Origin of the sequence: Thermogutta sp. (assembly GCF_039793925.1) — a bacterium.
GTDB lineage: Bacteria > Planctomycetota > Planctomycetia > Pirellulales > Thermoguttaceae > Thermogutta.
In genome coordinates, this window is the sequence record NZ_JBAMME010000168.1 from 1 (window position 1) to 8965 (window position 8965).

The following is an 8965-nucleotide window of genomic DNA, read 5'->3' on the forward strand; positions in this document are numbered from 1 at the left end:
CTACAACAGTGACACCGAAAAGAGGCCATCTTTGTACTACGGTACCGGATATAGCAACGGTGCACTGGTTGACCAGCGCACAGCGCTCATCATCACAAGTGATTTGTACGGTTCTCACTGGTGCATTGTCGGCGCAGTGACCGTTGCTTACCTCGCAAAAAGTGCACAGTCAACTCAATGCGCCTGGTTTATTACCAAAGCAGATGATGTATCTAACACAGAAATTATTGGAGCAGTCAGAACGTCAAGTGGCACCAGCAATATCTACTGGACCAATGGTCACGTTACGGCATATATTGCATCATTAAGTATATTGGGCGTATCTGCTGGTCTTCTGACCAGTGACGGTCAATATTACCTCAGAGCAAAGCCAGTTGTTGTCAGTTCGACCGGCGCTCTCCTGTCTACCAGCCTAAGCGATCTATGGATACTGTGCAGGCCAGCATCATTCGTGGGCGGGATTGAAATATACGGTGACGATGTGGTGTTATGTAGTGGGAGTGTTACCAATCCGGCGGCTTACAATGTCCAGCCACTATACGTTGTTGGAGGGAACATATAATGAGCCCGGCAACTGGTGACACAGATGTGCTGGATCGAATAATTTTCCAGCTGGCCGAGTTACAGACCACCGTCGCGCGGCTGGAAGTTGCATTGCAGGGAAATGGAGGTATGGGAATCGGGAACCGCGTCACACGCATTGAGGAGTGCCTTGGAGGACAAGAAGGCATAGAAGTGCGCCTGGCCGTCATTGAGCACAAACTGGAGAGGATAGACAAAGCTCAGTGGCTCATACTGGCTGTGCTGGTATCTGTACTGGTAGAGCGGATCGTTATGATAGCCCTTAAGTAGCAAGGAGGATAAAGGGTGCGCGAGTACAGAAAGATCCACCTGCTTCTGCCACCTCAAACCGATTTCTCTGCAGGCGCGGCAATTGTGGCACGAAGAGCGCGACTGACCGTCGGGTATTCGGCAGACGATGCCGGCCATGGACCCCAGGAACGGGCGGTTATCGTTGTAAACCCACACGAGTGGGAAGGAGGTGAGGCCGCGCTTACACAATTCTTTGACACCTACTACCCCGGTACAATACTCCAGTTCATCAGCGCAACCACAACTGGCGAATTCGTCGTACACGCCCTTGACGCGCTTGGCCAAACTACACAGAGCATCGCTGTAAGTATGCGGGACCGGAGATGGGCAAACCACCCCCTTGGCGAGGTGACAGATACTACAATCGGCAACGCTGGGTGCCTGCTGTGCTGTCTGACAATGGCCATCCGCGATGAGTATGGCGTAGATATTTGGCCGTCTGAGGTGGACGATCTGCTGGTAGCCGAGCGCGTGCCATATATCGGGGCAGATCTGGTTAACTGGGAGGTTGCTGGCAAACTTTTCGGGTTTGCCTCTCATCTGAAAATCAACACGCAATTCACAGCAGCCAGGATTGCGAACCTGCTTAAGAACGAGTGGCGGGTGAGTGTTGTGAGAACAAGTCCGTATCACGCGTGGTACGTACTGGACGCGACGGGTAGCAACCTGCGTGTAATCGACCCTCTCACAGGGAGTCAGGAGATATATCCCGCCAGCCGGTTCAATGGCATCCGCGCATTAAACAGAAGACCTGATGCGGTTCAGACTCCTCCTTCTACATCGTCTCAGCCGCAACCGCAGCCACAGCCACGGCGCACAGGAGAACTTATATCTGTTTTCGTGCTAACGGAATGGCCAGATGAACTGGATAGATTTCTGGCTGAGGTGCAGCCAGCTTGTGTCAAGCTTCTTGACTGGTCTATGGCGCCACGGGTGCGTTCCGTCTGTGATGCCATGATTATTGGCAGGGCGTACAGGGATGATTACACACAGCGCCGGCTCTTGACATCTTCAACCGGCCCTGAGGAGTTCCTGGGGTCGATCCTCCCTGATGCGAGGAGATGGGGCATTACGGTCATTGAGGGGCTAAATGAAACTTGTGCAAGTGGGGATCCGGAATCTATCCGGGCGGCAGTGCGGTTTGAAAGCCGGCTCGCGCGCCTTGCGTACGAAAACGGACTGAAGGTTGTTGCCCTCAATGCACCAGTCAGAAACATCTCGCGCGAAGAGGCCGTGGAGTTTTTCCCTCAGCTTGTCAGTGCGCTGATTGAGACAGAGGGGTACCTGGGGGTACATTCATACTGGGGTGTTACAAGTGATGGACGATCCAGGCTGGTATCAGGCTGGGACGCCGATGCGGGGAGATTTGGGATGTGGCTTCAGGCGGTCCCCGATCTTCGCCGGGTGCCAATTGTGATTACTGAATGCGGAGCGGTCGGGATAAACGTGGATGCATCTGCGTTCATCCCGACCGCTGGTTGGCGGGATTTATACCCGCTGCCTCGGTATATTGAGGACCTGCTGGTCTTTCGATCGCTGATCAGCAAGTACCCGAATGTGGTCGGGGCAACTATATTCTGCGTCGGGGACGGGCAGTGGCACTCATTCGCGCTTCTCAACGACGAACTGCGTGCTCTTCGCGCTGCACTATCCAAGGCTTAGCGCAAGATCAGTGGCATGACAACATGCGTGACATCGCCCTGAGAGAGCACGACTGGCTCGATTTCAGTCCTGCACTGTATTGCCAAATCTCCTTTTTTAAACACAGATAAAGCGTCCACCAAGAAATGAGGATCAAGATGCACTTCAAACTGCCCGCGGCCACTTCCAGCTATGGTTGCTGTTGCATCCCCACCGGTCACCACTGATGACGAACTGATAGTTAGCGTTCCTTCTCCTCCTTCGTCCGGGAATTTGCCTTGCATTGTAACTGTTCCCTCGACCGTTGCTGCCATCTTGATGGCATGTGACAACTCCTGGTAGGCAACTGTTGCTTCAGCGAGCGGGGTCTGGTTTAAGAATCGGGTGACGTCTGGATATTCTCCCAGGAGCTCGGTGGCAGCAACGGTTCGCACCTGATCGTGCCACAACTCGAGAGCCGCACATTTACTTCCGACCAGTAAGGTGGCAGAAACTTGTTCATCGTGGGCATGCAGGCGACAAATTTTCCTCCATAGTTGGGTTGCCGCGATCGGGACGGTAATCCGCATCCTGCCCTCCCACTGCGTTGCCTGCACAGTGGTTGCCGTTAGCCGATACGAATCTGTACATACCATTCTGACAATTGAATCATCCGACTCGAACAGCACGCCACCGAGGGGCGAATCGCTACGATTCACGAAGCGCATAATCCCCAGCGCGTTTGCAAGCTCCTTCGCGCTGAGGACTCTTCCAGCAGATCCACTATACGCGGGAAAGTCGAGCGTGCGTGGAACACACTTGACTGCTGCGCGGGTTCTGCCGAACTGGAACTCAACTTCGTTTTCGCTGAGTTTGAATGAAATAGCAACTGTACAGCTCATCATATCCACTAACGGTACCACGACGCTGGCAGGCACCGCTACGGAGATATCTGGCATGTCGTGCTCGACGGGCATCTCGCACCGGACGAATACCGGCTGAGATGATGCAAGCCAGAGGGTACCGGGACGGGTGCCAACAACGAGCCATTTTTCTGGCGCAATTGCACTGACCGCGAATTTAAGAGTCTGTGCTAATACCTCCATTTTGCCTCCCTATGTGTTTAGGTTGCCAGCGCAAGTCCTGTTCATCGTTATCGGAGCCGGGCACCGGTCCAACTAACAGCACCGCGCCGGCGTATACCACTTGCACTGGCAATTGACCGAACCGCTCCGCAAAGCGAAAACGCGCGGCATCAACCTGAGTATCTGGATTGAATGCCAGCCACAAGCCCCGTACCGGCCGTACAGGAGAGCTGGTTTTGTTCTCCACCATTGTCATACCTCAATCGCAGTGATCGGCACCAAACTTTTGAGCCGCTCTTCGAGTGGGATGCCGTCGCGCATTAACAGCGCGATCACATGCTTGCAGAGCGGATGGCCATTTGCCGAGAGCTTTGAAAACGCGAACCCAGGGCAGGAACAGATAAAGGTATTTTTACCGAGCCGGCGAACACAGTGGGATACTTCCCCATCCTTGCCCCGAACAAGCGCCACATCATCCATCACTGTGAGCCGCACGGCCCTCGCACGATCAATCATCCTGTATAGTTCTGCTTGGCTGTCAGTAATGTCAATCATCGCTCTTCCTCCACAAGTGGGTTGGCTAAATTTCTAACATACTCTGAAGGTGCTCGTCATCGGATGCAGCGACCACATCGCAGAGGAAGTAATAGATTCTGCGCCACAGTGCTGCGATGGAGTGGTCAAAACCTTCGTCGGGCAGACCTGCTATTTCCAGCAACTGCCTCCGGAAGCATTGCCTGCAGGTCGCAAGAGACAGGTCCTCCTCGTAGTAGTGAGGACAAAGGAAGAGCAAATCGTATGGGCAGTTGGCGCGCATTGTTTTTTGTCCTCCTGCTTGTGTGTCTGATAAAGCAAGGGGGAGGAGAGCTTAGCTCTCCTCCCCCTTGTGCTCGCGTCCGTCGCGCAATCTTGTGGCGATGGAGTAGAGCCCGGACGCGCTCAGCCCAGCGATGACGCCAACAAGCGCGGCGTTCACTGGGTCTGCGCCGACCCGGTAAGCGCTGGCGACACTGACGATGACGCCGTACGCGATTGCGACGGCGATGCTGACATCGCCGAGGTCGGCGCCAGTGATGCTTTTGACGATTCTTTTCGTTGCCTCAGTCAAAGCAGCAATGATAGTCACCATCTCAGTAAAATTCATCTGCCACCTTCCTTGTTACGGAACTTGCGGATCCAGTAGTATGCGTTAGCTCTTTTCAATCCAGTCATTTCGGCGATATCGTCCAGCGTGTACCCTGACCGATACAGATCGTAGACACGCTGGCGGATGGGTGCCCTGGCGTCTCGCATTTTTATACCGTACCGATAATACGTAGATCGCGAAATCCCGACCTCGCGAACTGCGGCAGAGATCACACTACCGCCCAGTACGAGTTCAGCGGCTCTGGCAACCAACTGCTGATCTACTCTTCTTGACATGTAAACCTCCCGTACCCGGCCAGCCTGAGACCCCCGATACCGATATTAGCGCCAGCGTACCGGAGGCAATCAGCGAGCAGATCGGGAGCACTTGTTCGCACATAGAACTCCAGCCGCCAATCTGACGCGACCTCACATATGAGGCTGACCAGGCCCCGCTTCTCTGTCATTGCGGAGAATTTTGCGGAAATCGGGATTGACAGCAGTGGGGAGCCACCCTCATCCACAACGGTGAATAGTGGCAAACGAACCTCCATTGCCACTGCCGCCTGGATGAGAGCCGCAGATATTTGGCGTACTCGTACCAGCCGCGCGCTTCCCTGCCTTTCGAATCTATACCGCACAACTTCCCCCTTGCGCGACCACAGGGTCGGCAAGAGGGGGGTAACACCAGTGATAGTGAACTTGGTGACGGGCCTCATGCTAACCTCCGAAGATGGCTCTCGCCGCATCCGTGAAATCACGAACATCAGCAATGGATTTAACTCCCAGTCTTGCGAGCGCGTCGGCAAGTGGGATTTTGTGCTGCGAGAGCAAGCGGATGAACCCGGCCGCGTCGAGATTGTCCGGGATTGTTGGCGGCTCTGGTTCGACTTCCTCGGAGATTGTTCCCCCACCGATGGCGGCGGTAATTGCGCGGCCGAGGGCTCGCGTCTCGGCCAACATGACAATATCGCCGGGGCGAGCGAACTTTCGTTCGCCAGCGTGAGCAAAGCCTGTCCCTACAGCGCGGACACGCTTGTTCTCGACCACGACTGTGCACTGTGCCGCGATCGGCTGGAAGTCTTTGCCGAAGATGACCGTCATTGTCACCCCCGGCGAAGAACTCGTCTGCACAAACACGTCTCCCATTAACTCCAGTTTGGAGACGATTTGGGTATCTGACAGCGACGTCTCAGTTGCCAGGGCAAGCACCTGGCATCCCCGCTTTGTCAGCACGCGGGTGAGGACACCGCCGTTCTTGACGGCCTGAAGTGCAGACGACTTGGAGTATGTGGTAGTCTGTTTTCCATCCTGGGTAGTAACCCGGTAGTAGTACCCGTCGGGCGGGAGCAGATCCAGGATTCGTTCTACATACTGCACCCGCTCGGCAACATCCTCCACGACAGCAAGATCAGCGGCACCTGCATCTGGGCTGTACTCGATTTCGTCACCCGAAATGAGAACTTGTTCTTGCTCTTGTTCTTGTTCTTGTTCCTGCTTCATGTTTTACCTCCTCGCTCTTCCTCCTCATTTCACCTGGAACTTTCCGGTTGGTACCCATCCATTTTCTGACTCTCGGATCGCGCCAAGCGATGCGAGCTTGGCGAACAGGCGCTCCTCGCCAGCGGTCGCGATATAGTCAATGACTGGCTGGTATTCAGGCCCAGCCGCCGCGACCGCGACCAGCAACTGGTCTATGCTCGTGACGACGCCTGGCCAGAACGCGAGGATGATTTCGTCCTCTGGCAAGAGCGCGGTCTCCTCCTCACTCAGTACCCTGGTCGGAACCCAGACATCGACGGTACGGGCATCGTCGCCACGCCCGAACGTAATGGTCTGGCGTCCGAATTCCAGCCATGTATTCTCCAGAGCTTCTTTCAGTTCCTCCGAGCTTACGCCGAGGACCTGGAGCAGGGACGAGATAAAGTGTCCCCACTTGCTATTCCGGGCGGACGAGGCTGGAAATACCAGGGTTGTCTCGGAGGTGTCGAGGTGCAGTATTGTGACCCGGATGATGGGGCCAAAATCCCCTCTCCCAGACTCAATGCGGGTTATTTTTCCCTGCATTGCGTTGGACACGGGGCCATTCAGATACTCTTTGTCAAGACTAATGACTGTCATCTTTTGCCTCCTTTACTTTGGTGTTATTTTAGTGACATTTTTTGTTGACATTTGGTACAGAGCACAGTATTGATGTGGTGGGGATAGAATCGCGTTTGTTTCTTCTGTCACCTCCTTTCATTGGTGGGATACGACCGCTTCTTTAACCCATTCGGGTAGAAATCTGCGAATCATTCTGAAATTCGAATCTACAACATAAGTAACACAGAAGTCATCGGGGGATCGCACTCCCCGACCGTACATCTGGATGAACGCCGAAATAGTTGCGGACATATACTGTCCGTGCGAATAGTGCGCGATTCTGGGATCAGTTTTGTCCGGGAATGGAATCTTGGCGACGACCTGGAATCTCGCCAAATCACCTGCAAAGTCGACTCCCTCGCTGAATGAGGGGCCAACAAGCACTGCATCTGGTATGGCAGTAAATCGTGAGAATGCTTTGATACGCTCCTTCCCGATGCCGATTACTATCCTGCCAGCAATATCGGTATTCCCGAGCCGCGCGGCCAGCTCGTGGGTAAGGTGCGCTGATACCGTGTGGACCACGCCGCGTTTAGAGGGATTCAAGCGGATGAGGTTACAAACGGCTTCCGCGAGCCGATCGTAATCTTCTGCGGTCGCATTTCTGTCGATAGCCGTTGCCGGCAGGAAAATTATCGGGCGGATTTGGGGCGGATAATAACACCTGGTCTCAATATATTCAAAATTGTCGATGCCCCAATGAGTCCTTACAAAATCGTCGGTTATACACGCACTCATTGCAACAATCTTAAAGCGTGTCAGTATTTCTTTGATCAGCGCGCTTCCATCCGTGGGGATAATCATAACTGAGTCGTCACCGGGGATGAACTGCCAGCCGGCGTACCTGGTGATTGATGATAGGGTAAAGAGTAATCGTCGGCCAACTGCGGCGAGCCGCAGTTGGCCTTTTCGGTACACTGCCTGGGTGGCAGCCCGTACGGTGGGCATGACTTTCCGTGCCCATTCCCTGATTGCGTCAGAATCGGTTGGTGGCCAGTAGTTATTGACCAGCGTGGAGAATGCACGCTTTGGAATTTCAATTCCAGCAGACTTGACAACATCGTCAAGCAACTTGTGTGCTTCGTCAGCGATGAGCACACTTCTTCGTGCAATCAATGGTGTCTGGTACGCGGCTTCGACCCAAAGCAGCGAATTGTTAATTACTGTAACCTTGCTACTGACCGCCGCCGCACGCGCGCGCTTGTACGCGCAAGACGCCAGACAATCCATCTGGGAATATGCGCACGGTGCATCTTCGGCGGTAATGTTGGGGACAAGGGAGCATTCATACCAGCTCCTGCCTTTCAGCACCGGGAGTCCATACCCGGCGTACTGGTTTTGCAAATGGACCGTGGAAGTTGAGATCAAGGTCCCACTCGGCGCGATCGCGATAGCGACCACGCTTTTTCCAGTCCCGGGCGGAGCATTGACAACAATCAGCCTGGCTCCATCCCAGAGCTTCGCCGTGATGGCGGAAATGAGCTCTTCCTGATGAGGAAAGAGCTGGCTGATTTTGCCATGTGTCAGTGATTGGATATCAGTGTCCATCTGTTTGTTTTCTCCAGTGCATTATGCCACTTCATAGTGTATTATAACATTTTTTGCGCCAATGGAAATGACACAATGGTACTATTTAGCACGGTGAATATTCCCGCCATTGCGTGAGAAAATTTTCTCAACCAATTTGCTTTTCGCCGAATCCGTATGGCTTTGCCCAAGGCGCTCTGCGTGGCGGGCGTCGCCGTGGGAGCGTCTTGCTCTCCGCGATGAGCGCAGAGAGTGTTGTGTCGCTCTCTGTTTCATCCGTATCAAGAAGCTGGAAGATTGTGACTTTCAATAATTGGAGTCCCTCGTGCTCAGGACGGCACTTTCCGTGCCATCCCACTCCCCATCCCACGGCCGCGTCTGCGACGCGGCCGACAAGTTCTTCCAGCAATCCGCACCGACAAACAAGATGGAATAATGCCGCGTCGGTGCGGGGGACATAATAATAGCGCATCTCCCGACCAACCGGTTGTTGGTCGATGCGCTCAAGTTGGCGAACGCCTTGCATATCAACGAGGACTTTCATAACGTCAATAGCCTCGCGATTTCCTCTCTGCGCCACTCTTGCCACCCGT

Annotated in this window: 13 protein-coding genes; 3 read left to right on the top strand and 10 right to left on the bottom strand. The window is 54.2% G+C overall.

The annotated features are described in order from the left end of the window. From ABJK56_RS06530 to ABJK56_RS06540, 3 genes are all read left to right on the top strand, one after another. Nucleotides 1-562 (top strand): hypothetical protein (locus ABJK56_RS06530; protein ID WP_347243858.1); only part of this gene is annotated, 562 nt, incomplete at its 5' end. Next, nucleotides 562-852 carry a hypothetical protein gene (locus tag ABJK56_RS06535; protein WP_347243859.1) on the top strand — a complete coding sequence of 97 codons (291 nt, stop codon included), beginning with the start codon at nucleotides 562-564 and terminating at the stop codon, nucleotides 850-852. The genes ABJK56_RS06530 and ABJK56_RS06535, both read left to right, overlap by 1 nt. 15 nt (nucleotides 853-867) lie before the next feature. Then, entirely contained in the window at nucleotides 868-2535 is a 1668-nt protein-coding gene (locus ABJK56_RS06540; RefSeq protein ID WP_347243860.1) for a hypothetical protein, read from the top strand. Here the strand turns inward: ABJK56_RS06540 and ABJK56_RS06545 are convergent. The 10 genes from ABJK56_RS06545 to ABJK56_RS06590 form a co-directional block, all read right to left on the bottom strand. Continuing rightward, complete coding sequence (locus ABJK56_RS06545) at nucleotides 2532-3599, bottom strand: hypothetical protein (protein ID WP_347243861.1); 1068 nt, start codon at nucleotides 3597-3599, stop codon at nucleotides 2532-2534. The genes ABJK56_RS06540 and ABJK56_RS06545 overlap by 4 nt on opposite strands. Nucleotides 3600-3830: 231 nt before the next feature. Continuing rightward, nucleotides 3831-4133, bottom strand: coding sequence for an SWIM zinc finger family protein (locus tag ABJK56_RS06550; protein WP_347243862.1), 303 nt, complete (start codon nucleotides 4131-4133; stop codon nucleotides 3831-3833). A gap of 25 nt (nucleotides 4134-4158) precedes the next feature. Next, nucleotides 4159-4395 (bottom strand): hypothetical protein, encoded by a 237-nt coding sequence (locus ABJK56_RS06555; RefSeq protein WP_347243863.1) that lies wholly within the window; start codon nucleotides 4393-4395, stop codon nucleotides 4159-4161. Nucleotides 4396-4446: 51 nt separating this feature from the next. Then, nucleotides 4447-4722 (bottom strand): hypothetical protein, encoded by a 276-nt coding sequence (locus ABJK56_RS06560; RefSeq protein ID WP_347243864.1) that lies wholly within the window; start codon nucleotides 4720-4722, stop codon nucleotides 4447-4449. Beyond that, complete coding sequence (locus tag ABJK56_RS06565) at nucleotides 4719-5000, bottom strand: hypothetical protein (RefSeq protein ID WP_347243865.1); 282 nt, start codon at nucleotides 4998-5000, stop codon at nucleotides 4719-4721. The genes ABJK56_RS06560 and ABJK56_RS06565 overlap by 4 nt, the downstream gene beginning before the upstream one ends. Further along, complete coding sequence (locus ABJK56_RS06570) at nucleotides 4985-5422, bottom strand: hypothetical protein (protein ID WP_347243866.1); 438 nt, start codon at nucleotides 5420-5422, stop codon at nucleotides 4985-4987. The genes ABJK56_RS06565 and ABJK56_RS06570 overlap by 16 nt, the downstream gene beginning before the upstream one ends. 1 nt (nucleotide 5423) lies before the next feature. Next, nucleotides 5424-6206 carry a hypothetical protein gene (locus ABJK56_RS06575; protein ID WP_347243867.1) on the bottom strand — a complete coding sequence of 261 codons (783 nt, stop codon included), beginning with the start codon at nucleotides 6204-6206 and terminating at the stop codon, nucleotides 5424-5426. 24 nt (nucleotides 6207-6230) lie between these two features. Then, nucleotides 6231-6824, bottom strand: a complete 594-nt coding sequence (locus ABJK56_RS06580) for a hypothetical protein (protein ID WP_347243868.1) — start codon at nucleotides 6822-6824, stop codon at nucleotides 6231-6233. Between the two features lie 117 nt (nucleotides 6825-6941). Continuing rightward, nucleotides 6942-8393 (bottom strand): helicase C-terminal domain-containing protein, encoded by a 1452-nt coding sequence (locus ABJK56_RS06585; protein WP_347243869.1) that lies wholly within the window; start codon nucleotides 8391-8393, stop codon nucleotides 6942-6944. A 127-nt stretch (nucleotides 8394-8520) separates the two neighbouring features. Next, a partial coding sequence (locus ABJK56_RS06590) for a hypothetical protein (protein WP_347243870.1) occupies nucleotides 8521-8965 on the bottom strand: 445 nt, incomplete at its 5' end.